Source organism: Paraburkholderia sp. (genome assembly GCF_036488795.1).
GTDB lineage: Bacteria > Pseudomonadota > Gammaproteobacteria > Burkholderiales > Burkholderiaceae > Paraburkholderia.
In genome coordinates this window covers 1-18,537 of the sequence record NZ_DASXHA010000172.1, presented here as the reverse complement: position 1 = coordinate 18,537, position 18,537 = coordinate 1, and the positions used below count along the sequence as shown (strand labels likewise).

The window sequence follows — 18,537 nt, the reverse complement described above, 5'->3', positions numbered from 1 at the left end:
TTGCGCGATGTTTACACCGAGGCGACTACGCTAGTGACTGTGTTGAACAACCGCTGCGGCCTCGCCGCCTAACATGGCTCTCATTCAGTCACTCCAGGTTTTCGACGTCGGCCCCGAACGTCAACGTACTCCGTCAGTCTCACGTCACAACGTCATCCCCTTCCCCTCACCGCGCGTTCAGCTACCGGTGACCCTGCTGAGCGAATCCGAAGAGGATTCACGGGCGCAACTCAGAGCGCTCCTGCACTCGCCGCTCGGCGTCTACGTCATCAGCACCGAACTGGTCCGAAACCAGGTGCGTTTGCAACTGGACATTGCCCCGGACGATCTCGACTTCACGATGCACGCGTTGATCACCTCGCTGCCGCACGCAATGATCGGCCCGCTCAAGCGGCGCAATGTCACCCGGGAGACGCGTTAATCATGTATTCAGGCATCTGGTTGCCGCTTGTCACGCCGTTTCGCAATGGTGAGGTCGACACCGACGCGCTGCAGCGTCTCGCCGATCACTATTTGCGCACGGAAATCAGCGGCTTCGTCGCGTTAGGCACCACCGCGGAAGCGGCCTTGCTGACGGAAACCGAACGCGTCACCGTATTGCAGGCCGTCTCGGATGTGGTCGGCGGCCGTCTGCCGGTACTGGTGGGCGTCGGCGCTTCCGATACGCGCGAAGTAGTGCGCGAAATGCGCCTCTATGAACATTGGGATTGCAATGGCTATCTGGTCTCGCCGCCGTCGTACATCTGCCCGGACCAGGCCGGCGTGCAATGGCATTACGGACAGGTTGCGCGCGCAACCGAACGCTCGATCGTCCTCTATAACGTCCCGCATCGCACCGGTGTGGCGCTCACGCCGGACACGGTCGCGCGCCTGACCGAACATGACAATATCGTCGCGATCAAGGAATGCGTAAAGGACAACTTCGTCGCGTTGAGCGATGTGCCGGTCAGCCTGCTATGCGGCACCGACGATGCGTTTCTCGACTGTCTGCGCGCCGGCGGTTCGGGCGGCATTCTGGCAAGCGCGCATGTGTGCGCGGATTTGCTGGTCGAAGTACAGGAACTGTTCAATACGAATTGCGCGGAAGAAGCACAAGCACTCTTCGCAAGCCTGTTGCCCGTGCTGCGGCTTTTGTTTTCCGCGCCAAATCCTTCCGCGATCAAGGCAATCCTCGCGTTCGATCATCCCATGACCGATGAAACGCGCATGCCGATCTCACGCGCCTCTGCGCAACTGGTGGAGCGCTTGCGCGAAGCACGCGAGGTACTACACGATCTGCGTGCCGTGTTCTCTGGAGCACCGAACTAGCATTTCGCTCGCCGCCCGCGGCGAGGATGAGTCAACCGCCAACCCCGCTGCCCTGCCGCCCTTTGCCTCGCTCGAGCCTGCCAACTATACTCGGCACACACAACGGCGAATCTTGCGCAGCGGAGCCTCCATGCAGCATACCAAACTCGCCCGCTCCATTGGCGGCATGGTCACGAGTCCGCACGCGCTGGCGAGTGCTGCGGGCCTCGAGGTATTACGTGCGGGCGGCAATGCCATCGAAGCGGCCATTGCGATCGGCACGGCGTTATGCGTGACGTATCCGCATTTCACCGGTTTGGGCGGCGACGCATTCTGGGTCATCGGCGACCGCGACGCGCTGCTGCGCACCGTGTCGGGCATCGGCCAGGCCGCGGCGAATCTGCCCGCCTATGACGGTGCCATTCCGGTACGCGGCCCTGCATCGGCGTTGACCTCCGCCGCGACCGTCGATACCTGGCATCAGGTGTATGAGATCAGCAGGACGTCATGGCACGGCACGCGGTCCTGGTCGTCGCTGTTCGACCGTGCGATCGAATATGCATCGGCAGGTTTTCCGGTCACGCCGTCACAGCATTTCTGGCAAAGCCTGCGTGCCGATGACTTGCACGCGTTTCCCGGTTTCGCCAGCACATTTGCGCCGGACGGCAGGATTCCTGCCATCGCCGAGCGGTTTGCTCAACCCGCGCTAGCGCGCAGTCTGCAACGCATTGCCGAATGCGGCGCGCGCGAGTTCTATGAAGGCGATCTTGCGGACCTCATTGCACGCGGACTGAAAGCAGCGGGCTCGCCGCTGACGAAAGCCGATCTGGCCAAAACGAAGGCGCGCGATGAAGCGCCGTTGCGCGTCGCGTATCGCGGCGGCGAACTGGTTTCCATGCGGCCGCCCACGCAGGGGGTAACGACGCTGCAGATCATGGGCATGCTAGATCGTTTTGATGTGCACTCGATCGCCGAAGGCAGCGCCGACTATTACCACCTGCTGGTCGAAGCGGTGAAATGCGCGTTTATCGATCGCGATCGCTTCGTGAGCGACCCGGATTTCGGCCACGTACCCGTCGACGACATGCTTTGCACGGCCACGCTCGACGCGCACGCGCGCGCCATCAGCATGCAGACGGCTCGCACGTGGCCGCAGGTGTTTCGGCCCGGCGACACGGTTTTCATCGGCGCAACGGATCGCCACGGCCGCAGCGTCAGCGTCCTGCAGACCGTCTACTTCGACTGGGGCTGCGGCGTCGTGGCGGGCGACACGGGTATTCTCTGGCACAACCGTGGTGCCTCATTCAGCACCGACCCCACGCATCGCAACGCGCTACAACCCGGCAAGCGGCCATTTCATACGCTTAACCCCGGTATGTATCTGAAAGACGGCAAGCCGCACCTGCTGTTCGGCACGCAAGGCGCCGACGGTCAGCCACAAACGCTCGCTGCCGTCCTCACGCGTCTGATCGACTACGGGCTGGATCCGTATAGCGCTCTCACCCGTCCGCGCTTTTTGCTCGGCAAAACGTTTTCGGATACACGCGATGCGCTCAAGCTCGAAGAAGACGCCGGCGCCGATTTGTTCGAAGCGCTTGCCGCGCGCGGTCACGAGGTCAGTGCAATACCGGCGCAAAGTCCGCTCGCCGGTCATCCGGGCGTGATCCGGATCGATCCTGACGGCGCAATCACCGGCGCACACGATCCGCGCAGCGACGGTCGCGCGATGGGCATCGAAGAAGACGGCACGCTTTAACGCAGTATTCAAACCTGGCCGCCGGCCCAACGCGTGTAAATTCGGCCGCATCTGCATCTGGTAGCAAACGCTCGCCGCAACGATGTCAGGTCATGCCGAGCAAATGCCCAAGGCTTTTCTCGCGAGGCATGCGTGACGTCTCAATGCGCGCTTCCAGCTCACGAAGATGCGCCGACATGCGAGCGAGCGCACCCGCTGCGTCGCGCGCTTCGATGCAATCCACAATTGCCGCATGTTCGTCGTGCTCACACGGCGCATTGCCCGGCGCTTCGTACACGCCGACGATCAACGAGCACCGCGAAATCAGTTCCGTCAGATAGTTATGCAGAATAGTATTTCCCGCGAGCTCGCCAATACGCAAATGAAAGCAGCTTGTGAGACGGGCCCATGAGGGTTGATCGAACCGGTGCATCGCCTCGTGTTCCTCTGCCAGTTGCCGGCGCAACGCCTCGATGTCGCGCGCGCTTGCGCGTTGCACGGCAAGCTCCACCAGGGTGCTTTCCAGCGCGCGGCGCGCTTCGAAGATCTCGCGGGTCTCCTCGGGCGTCGGCGCGGCGATCACCGCGCCTTTGTTCGGGCGCAACACCACGATACCGTCGTAAGCGAGCCTTTCCAGCACGCGCCGCACGACCGCACGGCCTGCGCCGAACAGTTGGCACAGCTCGGGCTCCGGGAGCTTGGTACCCGGCGTCAAGCGATGGTTCAGCACTCCGTCGAAGATCGACTGATAGATGCGCGCGTCGATATCGGCGTCATCTTTGGCCGTCTCTTTAGCGGCCACCGCCGTGGATTTCGCTGTCATGGTGTGCTCTGCGGAGTGGCTGAGTTGCGCTCCACTTCGTCCATGAAACGTGCGATGGCGCCAGGCGTGGTCATCCAGACGTCGCCATTCGCTCGCGCCGCGGCGATATGCTGAAGTGCCCGACGCAAATGTCGCAGCCGGTAGGGCTGCCCCACCAGATAAGGATGCAGCGCAATCCCCATCACGAGCGCTTGCGGCGCGCTGCTCCGGTTGGCCTGGTCGAGCATTTCGTCGAACTGATCGACAATCATGTCCGCGAATGCCTTGCCGTCCATCTGACGCCCCACCATCATCGGCAGGTCGTTCAGTTCCTGCGGATAAGGAATCGACCATAGCGGGGCTCCGCGCGTAGCCATGCGTACCGGGCGGTCGTCGTGGCACCAGTTCAATGTATAGCCATAACCCGTCTCAGCCAGCAGATCAGGCGTCAGATACGACTCGGAAATCCACGGCGAGAGCCAGCCTAGCGGCGCGACGCCGCTTGCCTGAGCGATGCGCTCACGACAATGCAACAGCAGTTCACGCTCACCGCTCTCGTCCAGATCGCTTTGCCGGTGTGCATTCGAATGGCCGTGTCCAATCAGTTCGTCGCCACGCGCGACACATGCGGCGACCAGCTCCGGACAATGATCGTAAAGCGCCGTATTGATCAGCGTGCCTACCGGCATTTCAAGGCGCTCGAACAGCTCGATGCAGCGCCATGCGCCGACCCGGTTGCCGTACTCCCGCCAGCTGTGGTTAAGCACGTCCGGCTGCGGCGAGACGGGTCCAAGGGCCGCACCGAGGCCCTCGCCAAAGGCAAAGTGCTCGAGATTGAAGCCCAGGTACACCGCGAGTCCAGCGCCGCCCGGCCAGCGGAATGCATCGGTATCCGTAATAGGCCGATACGCGAAGCGGCCATGCGTGGCGAGCGGTTCCCGCGCGCGATCCAGCGCTATGCTCAGGGTCCGTGATTCAGTCATTTGGAGCAGCCATAAGTGCAGGTGAGTAACGCGTGGACGACGGGTTGAAGGGCTAGCAACGCTTAGCGATCCGCATGAACCGGTTTGGCGTGGCCGTGCCCCGTATCGGACCGCCGACGCACCGCGATTGCGCAAACAGGCATCGGAAATCGCCAACGATTCGAGCTGCCGATCGTTTGCAATATGTGCGCCAACTCGTCGACGTTAGACGACGCAACCCATTGGCGCCTGTCTGGCTCGCCGCACTCCAGATGGCACATGTCTTGCATTCGAGGGCCTTCGCACATGCCCCACCTGTGCCGCCTATTCCGCTCACGAGGACACTTTCTTCATGATCCAGCCTGCTTCAACGGTGCTACACACCGAAGCCGCCGACATCGAGCTCGTGCACGTCTCGAAGCAGTACGGCGACGCACTGGCTGTCGACGCAATCGACCTGCGCATTCCGGGCGGTCAGTATTGCTGTCTGCTCGGCCCGTCAGGCTGTGGCAAGACCTCGACCTTACGCATGATCGCGGGACATGAATCCGTGACCGAAGGCGACATACTGATCGGCGGGCGCAATGTCACCCGCGAAGAACCTGCGGCGCGCGGCACCGCCATGGTGTTCCAGAGCTACGCGCTGTTTCCGCACTTGAGCGCGCTCGATAACGTCGCTTTCAGTCTGAAGATGCGCGGGGTCGCCAAAGATACACGCCGCAAGCGTGCCGGTGAGTTGCTCGAACTCGTCGCGATGTCGGCGTATGCCGAGCGCAAGCCCGCACAGTTGTCAGGCGGCCAGCAGCAACGCGTGGCGCTTGCGCGTGCCTTGCTGAACCAGCCGCGCTGTCTGTTGCTCGACGAACCGCTCTCCGCGCTCGACCCGTTCTTGCGGGTGCAGATGCGCGCGGAACTCAAGCGCTGGCAAAAGGAACTCGGCATTACCTTCGTTCACGTCACGCATTCGCAGGAAGAAGCCATGGCGCTTGCCGATCTCGTGGTCGTGATGAGTCACGGTCACATCGAGCAAAGCGGTACGCCACATGCCGTTTTCAACCGCCCGCGCACCGAATTTGTCGCGCGTTTTCTGGGCGGTCATAACGTCTTCAACACCAACGGGCGCCTCTTCACGGTACGCGCCGACCATCTGCGCATCGTGCCGCACGGCGTCACGCCGGTTCAGACGCTGACTGGCGAACATGGCGTCACGCGGATTGGCGGAGTGCCCTGCACCGTGCGTGAGACCGAGTATCAGGGCACCCATTTGCGCATGACTCTCGTACCGCTCGACGGCTCCCCCGAACTCGTCTCGCTCGTCAGCGACAGCGACTACGATCCCGCGCGTTTTGGACCTGAAGCGCGCGTCGTGGTCTGGTGGAACGAACACGACGCCCACCCGCTTGCGGCCTAGGCCGTTTTGTTTCTCGCGTAGCACTAAACCAGAACGTCAACTGAGGAGATTGCAATGAGTGAGCAGAACGAGAGCCCGGCAGCGGCAACGGCTGAACCCGAGTTGACGCGACAAGGCCAGACCCGCCGCACCTTGCTCAAGGGCGCGGTGGCGGCGGCAGGCATAGCCGGTTTCCCGTATGTGCATGCGCAGGAAAAGATCGTATTGCGCTATCTGGGGACGGCGGTCAACCAGAGCTCGGATATTGCCAGGAAGTTCAAGGAAGATACCGGCATCGAGATTCAATACATTCCCGTCACCACCGACGATGTCGCCAAGCGCATCATCACGCAGCCGAATTCGTTCGATATCGTCGACACCGAATATTTCTCGCTCAAGAAACTGATTCCGGCCGGTACGCTGGCCGGCATGGACGCGAAGAAAATCAAGCTCGCCGACAAAATCACGCCGGTGCTCACGCAAGGTGAAGTGAACGGCAAGAAGATCGGCGATCAGGGCACGGCGCCCAAGAAAGTGATGTTCCTGACCGGCGCCCGATCGACGGAATTTTCAGCGACGCCAACCGAGTGGATGACGCTGATTCCCACCACGTATAACGCCGACACGCTCGGCATTCGCCCCGACCTGATCAAACATCCCGTCACGAGCTGGTCCCAGTTGCTCAACCCTGAATTCAAGGGCAAAGCAGCGCTGCTCAACATTCCCGCCATCGGCATCATGGACTCGGCAATGGCCATCGAAGCAATGGGCCACATCAAGTATGGCGACAAGGGCAACATGACGAAGTCCGAGATTGATCAGACCATCAAGATCCTGATCGAAGCCAAGCGTGCGGGTCAGTTCCGCGCATTCTGGAAGGACTTCAACGAAAGCGTCAACCTGATGGCGTCAGGCGAAGTGGTGATCCAGTCGATGTGGTCACCTGCCGTGACCAAAGTGCGCACCATGGGCATTGCGTGCAAGTTTCAGCCGCTCAAGGAAGGCTATCGTTCGTGGGCGTCGGGCTTCGGCTTTCCGCGCTCGCTGCAGGGCCGCAAGCTCGATGCCGGCTATGAATTCGTCAACTGGTTCCAGGACGGTTGGGCCGGCGCCTATCTGATGCGCCAGGGCTATTACTCCGGCGTGCTCGAAACCGCAAAGACGCATATGCAGCCATACGAATGGGACTACTGGATTGAAGGCAAACCTGCGGCGCAGGATATCCACGCACCGGATGGCCAGTTGCTCGAAAAGGCCGGCACAGTACGCGACGGCGGCTCGTATAACGAGCGCATGAGCGCCATTGCGTGCTGGAATGCAGTGATGGACGAGAACATCTACATGGTACAGAAGTGGAACGAGTTCATCGCCGCTTAGCGTAGCCCGGCGCCTGTCTGAACCGCGTTCTTCGCCTTGACCCAACTTTGGCTGCCACTCTGCCGGCGCCGGTGGCAGCCGCCTGCATGCTTGATACGACGACGGAACTCCCGCGATGGCAACGATCAATCTTCCGACTCAGGTGCAGGATGAACCCGCGCGACACCGGCGCGCGTCCGCATGGCTGCAGGCGACACCGCTGACGCTGACCTTTGCACTATTTTTTATTCTGCCGCTCGTCATCACGTTGATCGTAAGCTTTTGGGACTACAACGAATACCAGATCATTCCCGCCTTCACGCTTAAGAACTATGCGGCGATTTTCGACGGATGCTCGTCGACGACGGACCTGTGCGTCACCTTCAAGACCTATCTTTCGACGCTCAAGTTTTGCGCGATCGTTTGGGCAGTCACGCTCGTGCTGGGTTTTTCGATTGCTTACTTCCTGTCGTTTCACGTGCGCACGACAGCCATGCAAACCATCCTGTTCCTCGTGTGCACGATTCCGTTCTGGACCTCGAACGTAATCCGCATGATCTCGTGGATTCCTTTGCTGGGCCGCAACGGCCTCGTGAATCAGGCCCTGCTTGGCACGCACCTGATCGACCAGCCGCTCGAATGGCTGCTGTATTCGAATTTTTCGGTGGTGCTCGCCTTCGTTCATCTCTACACGTTCTTCATGATCGTGCCGATCTTCAACGCGATGATGCGGATTGACCGCTCGCTGCTCGAAGCCGCGCGCGATGCCGGCGCGAGCGGCTGGCAGGTCATCCGCGAGGTCGTGTTGCCGCTTTCGAAGACCGGCATCGTGATCGGTTCGATCTTCGTGATCACCATCGTGATGGGCGATTTTCTTACGGTCGGCGTGATGGGCGGTCAACAGATCGCCTCGGTCGGCAAGATCATTCAGGTGCAGACCGGCTATCTGCAGTTTCCCGCGGCCGCCGCCAATGCAATCATTCTGCTCGCTGTCGTATTGATGATTGTCTGGGGTTTGACGCGGGTAGTCGACATCCGTAAGGAGCTTTAGCATGCAGGCTGTCAGACTGAAACATCGTGAGCGGCGCCCCGCGAGTTTTTACTGGCTGGCGTTGCTGTTCGGCCTGTTCGTCCTGTTCCTGTACGGACCCGTGATCACCATCTTCATCCTGTCCTTTCAGGGACCGGAAGGCGGCCTCACCTTCCCGATGCGCGGCGTCTCGCTGCACTGGTTCTCGGCACTGCGAGACGGCGTGGGCGACGTCGATATAGCGTCCGCGTTCCTGCGCTCCGTACGGCTCGCCCTGGCCGTCACGGTGCTCACGGTCCTGTTTTCGGTGGCGGCCGGCCTCGCGTTTCGCAAGCGGTTTCGCGGCGATACAGCAGTATTCTATGTGTCCGTGGCGAGTCTGATCATGCCGTCGATCATCGTGTCGCTCGGCATTGGCCTCACGTTTCGTCTGCTGGATAGCGGCGTCAAATATCTCGCCACCGTAACTGGCCATCAAGCCTTCGTCGACAGCTATACGACCTCGATGGGTCTGTTCACCTCGGCGCTCGGCGCGCATCTGACGTGGACCTTGCCGTTCGGCTTGCTCGTCATGTTCGCGGTGTTCAACCGCTTCAATCCGGCCTATGAAGAAGCAGGCCGCGACCTGGGCGCCACGCCATGGCAAAACTTCCGCCATATCGTGCTGCCCATCATCGGCCCTTCCGTGATCGGCGTCGCGATGTTCGGCTTTACGCTGTCATGGGACGAAATCGCCCGCACCTCACAGGCGATTGGCGATCAGAACACCCTGCCGCTCGAACTGCAGGGCCTCACCACCTCCGTGACGACGCCGGTAATTTACGCGCTCGGCACGCTGACCACGGTGCTGTCATTCACGATCCTGATTGGCTGTCTCGTGGCGGTACGCTGGCTCACGCGCAGGCGTCTTGCCGCGGCGCTCCGCTAGCCGCGCCGCAGCAGGCGGCATCCCCTTATCCGAGCTTCCCCTGCAGTTCGGCCGCGCCGCCACGCCGATAAAGCACCACAGTGGCGCCAAACCCGCATATTGCCGCGAAGATCATCCAGTAGGCAGGTGCGGCCTTGTCGCCGGTGATCTCGATCAGAAACGTGGAGACGGCCGGAGTAAAGCCGCCGAATATCGCCGTCGCCAGACTGTACGCCAGCGAAAATCCGGCAACGCGTACGTCGACCGGCATCACTTCGGTCAGCGCCGCGACCATCGCGCCGTTATAGACGCCAAAGAAGAACGAGAAGTACAGCAATACGACCAGCATTCGCACAAAGCTCGGTGCGTGCGCGAGCCACTCGAGGGCGGGATACGTGGTCACGATCGCGAGCGCCGACACGAACAACAACAATGGACGACGGCCGATCCGATCTGAAATGGCGCCGCCGATCGGCAGCCAGATAAAGTTCGACACGCCCACGAGAAAGGTCACGACGAGGCTGTCCGCGGTGCTCAGATGCAGCACGGTGCGACCGAAAGTCGGCGTATAAACCGTGATCAGATAAAACGTCGTGGTGGTCATCGCAACCATCAGCATGCCGGCAAGCACCGTCTTCCAGTTGGTGACCATTGAGCGAAAGACTTCGGACGTGGCGGGATGATGGCGGCGCGCCTGGAATTCGGCGGTCTCCTGCAGCGAGCGGCGTAGCACGTAGAGAAACGGCACGATCATGCAGCCGATCAGGAACGGCAGGCGCCAGCCCCAGGCGGCGATCTGCGGCGGCGCCATCCAGAGATTCAATGCATAGCCAAGCGCGGCGGCCACGACGATGGCCACCTGCTGGCTCGCCGACTGCCACGCGGTATAGAAACCTTTCTTGCCGGGCGTCGCCATTTCGGCGAGATACACCGAGACGCCGCCCAGTTCCGCGCCCGCGGAAAAGCCTTGCAGAAGGCGTCCGATCAGCACGAGGGCCGGCGCCAGCAGGCCGATCGACGCATAGCCGGGCACGCAGGCTATCAGGATCGTGCCGCTTGCCATGATGGACAGTGTGACGATCAGGCCACGGCGACGCCCGACCTTGTCGATATACGCGCCGAGGAGGATCGCCCCCAATGGCCGCATCAGGAAACCTGCGCCGAACACGGCGAAGGTCTGCATCAGCGACGCAAACTCGCTTGCGGCCGGGAAAAACGTTTTTGCAATGTACGTGGCGTAGAAGCCGAACAGAAAGAAATCGAACTGCTCGAGGAAGTTGCCGCTCGTCACGCGCAGCACCGCGCCAAACTTCGACAGCGCCGCAGTCGTGCCGCCGGACGCTGGCGGGGTATGGTCGGGTTGCATGTCGTCTCCTGAATGTTTTGGATGCGCCGGTATGCTTGGCTTGGGTGATCTGAAGCCGGCCCTACCTGTACATATTAATCCTCAATCAGAAGACCGCCGTGAGCTCTTTTTTGACTGACCACCTTTGAACCGGTGATCGAATAGCCGGCCGCGTTCGAGCGTCTCCTCCCTCATGGCTCGATCCGCGACCGGCTCGTGACTCGCGCGCTCAAGCGTGCAGCATCAGCTTTTGCACACGCCAGTTCAACAGCTCGGCAACGTAAAGGACGTTTTCGGAAGGACAGGCCATTTGATGAATCCAGCCGAACTGCTTGAGCTGCTTGCCGGATTCGCCGAGCACCCCGAGCACCTTTCCATCGAGCGTCATCTTGTAGATGCGGCCGGGGAAGGCATCTGAGCTATAGAGCACCTGATTCGGCCCAGGCGAAATGCAGATGGCCCATGGCGATCCTGGCGCGAAAGTGCCGGCGGCAATGGCTGCCTCGTCTGGCGCGTAGCCGATGGCCGGGCGCGCATTGGGCGGGACCGGCACGTCGATGGTGAACTGGCGCTGAAAATTGCCCTCGCCGTCGAACACCTGGATGCGCCGGTTGCTGCGGTCCGCCACATAGACGCTGCCGTTATTGTCGAGCGCGATGCTGTGCGGCGTATGGAACTGTCCTGGGCCCGTGCCGCGCTCGCCCCATGACTTGAGCCAGTTGCCGTCCTTGTCGACCTTGGCCACGCGCGAGTTGATATAGCCGTCGCTGATGTAGGTATTGCCGGCGGCGTCCCATGCCACGTCGGTCACTTGCCGGAAGCGGCCGGGCTCGGCCGGCAGCGGCGGGTTTGGATGCTTGAGCGGCGCAGTGTCTTCGTCCGCGGCCTCCTGCTTGCGGCCGAACACCATGGCGACGCGGCCCTCAGGCGTGAACTTGATCACCATGTCCGAGCCCTTGTCGGTGACCCAGATGTTGTCGTGAGCATCGACCTTCACCGTGTGCGCAAATGACCACGCATACAGGTTGTGACCAATCTCGCGAATGAAGCGTCCATCAGGTGCGAATTCAAGCAACTGAGCGGCAGCCGCGCCGTAAGCCGGCCCAGTGCTATTGCCGCGCGACAGCACGAAGATATGACCTTTCGAATTCAGCGCTACGCCGGAACACTCGCCAAAGTAGATGTCGCGCGGCAATCGCACGGGATCGGGCACGGACTCGTACGCAATACTCGGAACCGTTTCAGTTTCTGCGTAGCCAAAGCGCGGCGCCAGTGCGAGCGCGGCAGCGCCTTGCCCCGCCAAAGCGAGAAAGCGGCGCCGCGTGAGCGCGCGGTGTTGCGGATCGCCACAGCATGGACAGGATTCCGAATCTTGGAGCTTCATTCGTTTGACCTCCTTGTTCTTCATTGACCGTGCCGGACTCCGGTTGTCTCCACGCTACCTCGCAGGGTCATGGCATCTGCGTAGACAGCATTCTTCTTGCGCTGGCTTTCGTGATTCCAGTTTCGTTGCTGCATATGCGATGTGGCAGCCAACGCGTGCTGCAAGCTTTCCGGTCGTAAGCTTGCCGGCCGGACATGGATGAGTCATGTTCAGCGCAAACGCAGTCCTCACTATAGTGCATGTATTCAGTGTTTAGCGAAGTGAAGGATCGAGTTCACGACGCCTTGTGCGATGCATCGAAGCCAGGTTGGGCGACAGGACCGGCGACCGTCGTTATGCCGCGGATCACCGGTACGGGGTTTGAATTGCCCTCTCCTGTGATGGCAAGCGAGTTTTGTCCGGCCTGCAACCATGCATAGACGACGACCGTTCCCGCACCGCCGTTTGCACGTGTGGGCGGCAACGCAACCGTAGTTGCCTGCGCGCCATTCATGCTGAAGTGCATCTTGCCCGTGAGGTTGCCGGCGTTGATGTAGGCGATCTGGATAAAAGCGCCACCCTCGTTTGCGACTGCGGCGTTGAAGGCAACCTTGACGCACGACGGACACGGTGCACCGTTCGTTTCTGTTGATGGCGCTTCGACCCAGTCTTGCGCCGCGAGATCGACGCCCTGTATCTCGAGCATCACCACCCCGCCCGCTGGCACAGCCTGCGCAGTAAAGGCGCCGGCGAAGCGGCCAAGATCCTCGTGCGCCCAGACGTCCCGCACCCTTGCCTGCGATGACACCGCGAGCCCAAGCTGCTGCCAGGTCACGCTCATCGGCGCTGCGTTTGCGGTGTTATTGAAGAGCGCGACCGCCCGCCGGCCGGTTCCCGTCAGCAGCTTCGCCCAGACCTGGCGGCCGGCCGCTTCGTTGACGAGGAGACCCTGCACGCCAAGCCCATCCTGATCGATCGCGATGATCTCGACGTTGGTCAGCAGGCGCACGGTGCTGTCCGCCAACGGCTTCGACAAATCGTTGCCGAGAATCAACGGAGCGCCTGAAATCGCCCACAGACTCATGTGAGCCCGGTCGTTTTCCGCGGACATGCCCATCCCGGCCACCATCATGTCGGGATCGTTGTAATAGCCCGTATGCTGGCTCTGCGGATGATAGTTGCCCTTGAGGTTGCCGGTGACGCGCCTGAAGTCAGGCGCGCCGGAGCCCGGGCCATAAATGTCGTCGGTGGTGCGCCACATCGCGCCGACACCGGCGCCCCAAGTCCAGGGGCCCTCGTTACGATCGGGAAACGAAGCATCAGGCGGACGATAGCCCGCATCACAGATGCTGAACGTCAGATACTGTCCCGTGTGCAAACCGGCGTTCTGGATCGACTGCGCAATTCTCCGGTACGCGTCCTGCGGATCGTAGCCCGCGTGCAAGCCACCGCAGAAGTCGACTTTGACGAAGTCAAAGCCCCAGCGGGCGAACTGCAGAAAATCGTGATCGTAATGCGCGTAATCGCTGCCCACGTAATGGCTGCCATTGGCGCGTTGACCGCAGCCTTGCGGACCCGAATCAATGTAGATGCCCGCCTTCAACCCCTTGCCATGGATATAGCGTGCAATGGCCGGCATGCCACCCGGCCATTGCTTTTCGTCGATGACGAAGTCGCCGCGTGGGTCCCGTTCTCCCGAGGCCCACCAACCCTCGTCGATATTCACATACTCGTAGCGGGCACCCGAGGCGATCTTCGCGTTCAGCGTAGCAAGTCCGTCCGCTTGCGCCTTGATGGCTGCGTAATTCACTCCCTCCGCCAGGCTGTTCCAGGACGACCAGCCCATTGGCGGTGGCGGCACCGCTATCTGCTCAAGCGTTGCACCAGACGCAGCGGGAAACACAGCCGCGATACCGGAAGCGTCCGGCTTATTGAACGCGCCACTGCAGGCGTCAAGGACGCTTATGCTCAAAACACAACACAGCAGCATGGCCGCTCGTGCGAGGCTCGCCCCGATGTTTCGTTTGCGATGCATGGTTTGATGTCCCGAGGTTATCGTTCAATGCACGCGTCTCATTCGGAGGCCACTTCAATAGAGCGCATTTGAGCTGTTGCACGCGGCTGGCTCCGGAAGATGATGATGCCATGCATGGCCTATGGTCTGTCCGCCTGCATGCCCTCCTGAACGGCCGCGATATGATTGAACGCTCGCCAATTCGTTTTGCACGAGGTTGCCATGCCGTTGTAGTTCGCACACGGCCTTCGCCTGGTAGGCAAAGGCCGCTAGCAAAGGAGACAACGTGAGACGGTTCGCCATACTTGTTATTCTGCTTGCCGGTCTCGCCGCACCGGCTTTTGCTGCGAATGTCGGCTTCGAGGAAGTCAAGATTCCGAATGGCCCGGAAGCGCCTTTGACGGTTGGCATCTGGTATCCCACCGACGTCGCAGCGGCGGAGCACGCCTTGGGCGACGCCACACAAAGCGTGGCGCCGCAAGCGCCAGTCGCGGGTCACGGTCTGCCGCTCGTGGTGATATCGCACGGCGGAGGCGGCTCGTACGAAGGTCATTACGACACGGCCCTAAGCCTCGCTCGCGCCGGCTTCGTGGCAGCGGCCGTCAGTCATGCCGGCGACACCGGCAAGGACGAAAGCCGCGTCCTGCAGTTATGGCTGCGCCCCGCCCAGCTTCACCGCCTCGTGGACTACATGCTCGGCGAATGGCCGCAGCACGACAAACTCGACGCGGCACGTGTCGGCGCATTCGGTTTTTCCAATGGCGGCTTCACGGTGCTGGTGGCCGCAGGTGGCATTCCGGACCTCTCGCTGATGGGTCCGTATTGCGCGGCCCACGCGGACCACGACCTCTGCGTGACGCTCAGGCAGGCGGGCGTCGATCCGCGTCTGGTTGCGAATGTGGCGCCCGGCGTGTGGATTCATGACCCGCGCATCAAGGCTATTGTCGTCGCCGCCCCGGCGTTCGGCTTTGCCTTCGACCGCGCGGGACTTGGCAATGTGCGGGTGCCGGTGCAGTTGTGGAGCGCGGCTGCAGACCATCACCAGCCGCCCCCTTTCTATGACGACGCAGTGCGCGTGAACCTGCCGGAGCCACCCGAATATCACGTGGTCGCCAACGCCGGTCACTATGATTTCTTGCCGCCATGCGGCACGCATCTGTCAAAGGTTGCACCGGGCATCTGCAGCAGTTTGCCCGGCTTCGACCGCGCGGCGTTCCATGAGCAGTTCAACGCAGACATAGTGCGATTTTTCAACGATACGCTGCGTTAAACCGGTGAAGCAGAGCGCAAAAAGCCCCACCTGCTAGCCACTTTTCGCAAAGGTGATTTCGACCCCGGGCACTTCTTGGGGCAGGATCGGCTCCCTAAACTGGGTTCACCCAGACAGACAGGCGCACGTCAGCAAGCGCGCCTGCACGACTTTCCTCTCACGCACAGGAGCTGACCATGCTGAACCGAACCTCCCCCGCTACGCTCGCGGAAACCTCGAACGCCACCCGGGACGCGGAATATTTCGAGTACACGTCGTCCGCTAACCCGATCGGCGCGAAGCTGATTTCACGTGTGCCGTTCCGCAATTTCGCCCCTTCGCTGTATGCGGATGGCGCCACGCGAGTGGTGCCGCTCGACCTTTCCGCGGAACTGGGCTGCCCCGGCCCGGCTACCGGCCCCGGACTGAGCGCGAGCTTCTTGCGCATCAATACCGGCGAAACCCTCACGCTGGACCCGAACGCAACTTCGCAGCTCTGCTATGTCATTAGCGGCAACGGCGAGCTGACTCAAGGCGAAGCGGGCTTTCCGTTTGCACAAGGCGACTTTTTCACGCTGCCCGGCGGCACCGCCGCCCAGCTTGCCGCTCACGCCGCCGCCACGCTCTACTACGTCAACGACGCGCCGCTCCTGACCTATCTGGGTACGAGCGGTGTGCAGGCGCGCTTTGCCGCCACGCTTTATCCGGCCGCACGTGCGCAGGCCGAACTGCGCAAGGTGGCGGAAGACGGCCATGCGAGCCTGCGCAACCGCGTCAGCGTGTTGATGGGTAACACCAACTTCCCGCAAACCCGCACTGTGACGCATGTGCTGTGGGCGATGTTCGGCATCGTGCCGCCGCATTCGGTGCAAAAGCCGCACCGTCACCAGTCGATCGCACTGGACTTCATCGCCGGCGGCAATCCGGGTGTGTATACGCTGGTCGGCAAGGAACTGGACGAGAACGGCGACATCGTGAATCCGACTCGCGTGGATTGGGAGACCGGCATGGCATTCGTGACGCCGCCCGGATACTGGCACGCGCATTTCAACGAAACCAATGAAAACGCGTATGTGATTCCGATTCAGGATGCCGGCCTGCAGACGTATCTGCGCACGCTCGACATCCGCTTCGCGCAGTAGACCGCGTTTTACAACACGAGTCCGTCGTCCCAGTACGGCGGCTCGCCAATCACCCTGGCGTAAAAATCGACGAACGCGCGCACCTTCGACGAAACGATTTTCTTGGGCGGGTACACGGCCCAGATCGCGGGTTCGCCCCGTCCGGTGCGCGCCAGCCACTCGGGAAGTGCGTGGATCAGGCGCCCTTCGCGCAGCGCCGGACCGGCGAGCCAGGTTGGCAGCAGCGCGACGCCGCAACCCGCCAACGCCATCTCCAGCACGGCCTCCGAATCGTCGCCGCGAAAGCGCCCTTTCAGTTCTACCAGCGTCGGCTCCAGTGACGTATCGTCCGCAACTGCGCGCACAAAATACCATTTGTTGTCCGGCACCAACGACAGGCGCAGCGCGTCGTGATCATTCAGGTCCGCTGGCGCACCGGGCACACCATGTTGCTCAAAATAGGCCGGACTGCCGCACACGATACGCCGATGCGGCGCGAGGCGTTTGGCCATCAACGACGAATCGGGCAACACGCCGATGCGGATCGCGACGTCGATGCTGGTGTCGATCATGTTGAGCGTCTCGTCGCTCACGACGAGATCGAGGTCGATATCCGGATTCTGTTTCATGAACTCCGGCAGATGCGGCACCACATGGCGCCGCCCGAACGCCGACGGGATCGTGACGCGCAGCAAACCCTGCGGCGTCAGATTGAGCGAAGACGTCACCTGACGCGCTTCGTCGAGCGCCTGCAGCGCCAGCACAGCGTGTTCACGAAAGACCCTGCCGCCCTCCGTCAGCACGAGGCCGCGTGTGGAGCGGTTGAAGAGCGCGATGCCCAGGTCCTTCTCCAGTTCGCTGACATAACGGGAGACAGTCGAGGTCTTGACGGCCAGTTCGTGCGCCGTCTTGCTGAAACTCTGCACTTCCGCTGCGTGAACGAAGGCGCGTACCGCCGCGAAATAGTCCATAAATGATCTGCTTTGAATCAAGGTGCTGAAGGTGGCCGCCAAGATAGCGACCGATTCGGTAGAGCCAACCTGGCGTCGAAAGCGAACCGGAAGCATTGCGACCGAATTTACCGAATGTACCGCAACCGTCAGTGTACGGTGCGGGCTTCAAACACAGGACGGTCCGTTCCGGCCGCGTGCTTGCCCTGCTTTCATGCTGTTGATACATTGCCGGTTCCTTTAGCCGCGAGCCAAACGGCATGAACCAGAATAAAAGCTGCGTCCGCGCCCTGCAGTTGAGCCTGCTGGCAGCATGCAGCCTGTCTGGCGCCGCGGCATGGGCCGAAACCGTGATCGCGTCGGGACCGGAGCAATCCGATGTGCGACAACTTGGCGCATTCAGCCGCGTTGAATTGAGCGCCCCGGCATAGCCCCACATCATCCATCTCCATCACCAGACCCGCCAATGTCCTGCCGCTCGTGCTCACGCCCATCCAGAAAGGCAAACTGAAAGTCGCTCTCAAGGATTCGGTCGCGATGTCGAAGCAACTCAAAGTCGTGATCATCGGACCTTCAGTAGCGTGGAGTTTGACTGACAGTTGAAGGTCTGCCTGCACCATCCGCAATTTGCAGGGCGGCATTGCGTGCGAAAAACGGCTACGTTACTCTTCGCGGCTGGGACGCGAGCCAAACCTCTTGTCTCATGCGAAATAAATAAAACGCAAGGTCGAGCCTGACCGGTTTGAACCCGCGCGATATCCACTGGGCTGACTGCACACAACGCACATGCCCAAACCACAACAAGAATCCTTGAGGACCTGATGGTTTTGAAGACTTCGTTGGCTACAGGCGTGACGCTCCTTGCGTCGGCCACATTCCTATCCCTTAACGCGTCCGCCGATGAAGGCATGTGGCAGCCGCCGCAACTTCCCAGCCTCGCGCCTCAACTTCAACAACGCGGACTGGCGCTCGATCCCAAACAACTCGCTACCCTGAAATCATGGCCGCTCGATGCGGTGGTGAGCC

At 61.4% G+C, this 18,537-nt stretch carries 17 protein-coding genes; 10 read left to right on the top strand and 7 right to left on the bottom strand.

Annotated elements, in window-relative coordinates:
- The first annotated feature begins 73 nt into the window (after nt 1-73).
- From VGH41_RS25400 to VGH41_RS25390, 3 genes are all read left to right on the top strand, one after another.
- On the top strand, nt 74-421 hold the full coding sequence (locus VGH41_RS25400) for a hypothetical protein (RefSeq protein WP_331600425.1): 348 nt from the start codon (nt 74-76) through the stop codon (nt 419-421).
- Nucleotides 422-423: 2 nt separating this feature from the next.
- Nucleotides 424-1,308 (top strand): 4-hydroxy-tetrahydrodipicolinate synthase, encoded by an 885-nt coding sequence (locus tag VGH41_RS25395; protein WP_331600424.1) that lies wholly within the window; start codon nt 424-426, stop codon nt 1,306-1,308.
- Nucleotides 1,309-1,438: 130 nt separating this feature from the next.
- Entirely contained in the window at nt 1,439-3,043 is a 1,605-nt protein-coding gene (locus VGH41_RS25390; RefSeq protein ID WP_331600423.1) for a gamma-glutamyltransferase family protein, read from the top strand.
- Nucleotides 3,044-3,128: 85 nt separating this feature from the next.
- Here VGH41_RS25390 and VGH41_RS25385 read toward each other — a convergent pair whose 3' ends face one another.
- Together VGH41_RS25385 and VGH41_RS25380 are read right to left on the bottom strand one after the other, a co-directional pair.
- The gene (locus VGH41_RS25385) at nt 3,129-3,845 is read right to left on the bottom strand and encodes a GntR family transcriptional regulator (protein ID WP_331600422.1); all 717 of its coding nucleotides are present in this window, start codon (nt 3,843-3,845) and stop codon (nt 3,129-3,131) included.
- Nucleotides 3,842-4,807, bottom strand: coding sequence for a polysaccharide deacetylase family protein (locus VGH41_RS25380; protein WP_331600421.1), 966 nt, complete (start codon nt 4,805-4,807; stop codon nt 3,842-3,844). The genes VGH41_RS25385 and VGH41_RS25380 overlap by 4 nt, the downstream gene beginning before the upstream one ends.
- 331 nt (nt 4,808-5,138) lie before the next feature.
- On the opposite strand from VGH41_RS25380, the gene VGH41_RS25375 reads away from it, so the two are divergent.
- From VGH41_RS25375 to VGH41_RS25360, 4 genes are all read left to right on the top strand, one after another.
- The gene (locus VGH41_RS25375; protein ID WP_331600420.1) at nt 5,139-6,197 is read left to right on the top strand and encodes an ABC transporter ATP-binding protein; all 1,059 of its coding nucleotides are present in this window, start codon (nt 5,139-5,141) and stop codon (nt 6,195-6,197) included.
- Between the two features lie 54 nt (nt 6,198-6,251).
- Nucleotides 6,252-7,553, top strand: coding sequence for a PotD/PotF family extracellular solute-binding protein (locus VGH41_RS25370; RefSeq protein ID WP_331600419.1), 1,302 nt, complete (start codon nt 6,252-6,254; stop codon nt 7,551-7,553).
- Between the two features lie 115 nt (nt 7,554-7,668).
- Nucleotides 7,669-8,583 carry an ABC transporter permease gene (locus VGH41_RS25365; protein ID WP_331600418.1) on the top strand — a complete coding sequence of 305 codons (915 nt, stop codon included), beginning with the start codon at nt 7,669-7,671 and terminating at the stop codon, nt 8,581-8,583.
- Between the two features lies 1 nt (nt 8,584).
- A complete protein-coding gene (locus tag VGH41_RS25360; RefSeq protein ID WP_331600417.1) occupies nt 8,585-9,490 on the top strand; it encodes an ABC transporter permease in 906 nt (301 codons plus the stop codon).
- Nucleotides 9,491-9,515: 25 nt separating this feature from the next.
- Here the strand turns inward: VGH41_RS25360 and VGH41_RS25355 are convergent, their stop codons facing one another.
- The 3 genes from VGH41_RS25355 to VGH41_RS25345 form a co-directional block, all read right to left on the bottom strand.
- Nucleotides 9,516-10,835, bottom strand: coding sequence for an MFS transporter (locus VGH41_RS25355; protein WP_331600416.1), 1,320 nt, complete (start codon nt 10,833-10,835; stop codon nt 9,516-9,518).
- 208 nt (nt 10,836-11,043) lie between these two features.
- Nucleotides 11,044-12,198 carry a peptidyl-alpha-hydroxyglycine alpha-amidating lyase family protein gene (locus tag VGH41_RS25350; RefSeq protein WP_331600415.1) on the bottom strand — a complete coding sequence of 385 codons (1,155 nt, stop codon included), beginning with the start codon at nt 12,196-12,198 and terminating at the stop codon, nt 11,044-11,046.
- 274 nt (nt 12,199-12,472) lie between these two features.
- Complete coding sequence (locus VGH41_RS25345) at nt 12,473-13,987, bottom strand: alpha-galactosidase (protein WP_331600414.1); 1,515 nt, start codon at nt 13,985-13,987, stop codon at nt 12,473-12,475.
- Between the two features lie 490 nt (nt 13,988-14,477).
- Between VGH41_RS25345 and VGH41_RS25340 the strand changes: the two genes are divergently transcribed.
- Both VGH41_RS25340 and VGH41_RS25335 read left to right on the top strand, forming a co-directional pair.
- Nucleotides 14,478-15,461 carry a dienelactone hydrolase gene (locus tag VGH41_RS25340; protein ID WP_331600413.1) on the top strand — a complete coding sequence of 328 codons (984 nt, stop codon included), beginning with the start codon at nt 14,478-14,480 and terminating at the stop codon, nt 15,459-15,461.
- A 176-nt stretch (nt 15,462-15,637) separates the two neighbouring features.
- Nucleotides 15,638-16,582: a cupin gene (locus VGH41_RS25335; protein WP_331600412.1), complete on the top strand. Its 945-nt coding sequence runs from the start codon at nt 15,638-15,640 to the stop codon at nt 16,580-16,582.
- An 8-nt stretch (nt 16,583-16,590) separates the two neighbouring features.
- Here the strand turns inward: VGH41_RS25335 and VGH41_RS25330 are convergent, their stop codons facing one another.
- Both VGH41_RS25330 and VGH41_RS25325 read right to left on the bottom strand, forming a co-directional pair.
- Nucleotides 16,591-17,532 (bottom strand): LysR family transcriptional regulator, encoded by a 942-nt coding sequence (locus tag VGH41_RS25330; protein WP_331600411.1) that lies wholly within the window; start codon nt 17,530-17,532, stop codon nt 16,591-16,593.
- Nucleotides 17,533-17,723: 191 nt separating this feature from the next.
- Nucleotides 17,724-18,077: a hypothetical protein gene (locus VGH41_RS25325; RefSeq protein WP_331600410.1), complete on the bottom strand. Its 354-nt coding sequence runs from the start codon at nt 18,075-18,077 to the stop codon at nt 17,724-17,726.
- Between the two features lie 255 nt (nt 18,078-18,332).
- Here VGH41_RS25325 and VGH41_RS25320 point away from each other — a divergent pair.
- Nucleotides 18,333-18,537, top strand: a 205-nt coding sequence (locus VGH41_RS25320; protein ID WP_331600409.1) for a S46 family peptidase, incomplete at its 3' end; no start/stop codon positions are given.